Origin of the sequence: Frankia sp. AgKG'84/4, from assembly GCF_023242965.2 — a bacterium.
GTDB lineage: Bacteria > Actinomycetota > Actinomycetes > Frankiales > Frankiaceae > Frankia.
Genome location: NZ_JALKFU020000733.1, coordinates 1 through 523 on the forward strand (window position 1 = coordinate 1; position 523 = coordinate 523).

Annotated in this window: 1 protein-coding gene; it reads left to right on the forward strand. The window is 75.7% G+C overall.

The window, feature by feature from the left end; all coding sequences use genetic code 11:
• Positions 1-523, forward strand: a 523-nt coding sequence (locus tag MXD58_RS24850; RefSeq protein ID WP_518478678.1) for an AAA family ATPase, incomplete at both ends; no start/stop codon positions are given.

Genomic DNA, 523 nt, shown 5'->3' on the forward strand with positions numbered 1-523 from the left:
GCCGACACCGCTGCCGCCGCCGCTGCTGCCGCCGCCGCCGCCGAGGAGGCCGCGCAGGCCGTGGACGCCGGCGGAGCGGGTGGGCATCGGGACGTCGCCGTGCTTGACGTCGACGTGCTCGAGCAGGCCGTCAACCGCGCGGCGGTCCGCTACGACCGCTCCGGCGACCAGCACTACGACGTCACCAGCGCGTTCATCAAGTCGATGCGCGGCGGCGACGCCGATGCCGCGCTGCACTACCTGGCCCGGATGCTGGAGGCGGGCGAGGACCCCCGTTTCATCTCCCGTCGTATGATCATCCTTGCCAGCGAGGACGTCGGCATGGCGGACCCGGGCGCGCTCGCCGTCGCCGTCGCCGCCGGCCAGGCCCTGGATCTCGTCGGCCTGCCGGAGGCGCGCCTCGCCCTGGCCCAGGCGGTCATCCACCTCGCGCTGGCGCCGAAGTCGAACGCGGTCATCCGCGCAATCGACGCAGCCACGGCCGACGTCCGCGCCGGGCGCGCCGGCCCGGTGCCGCCGCACC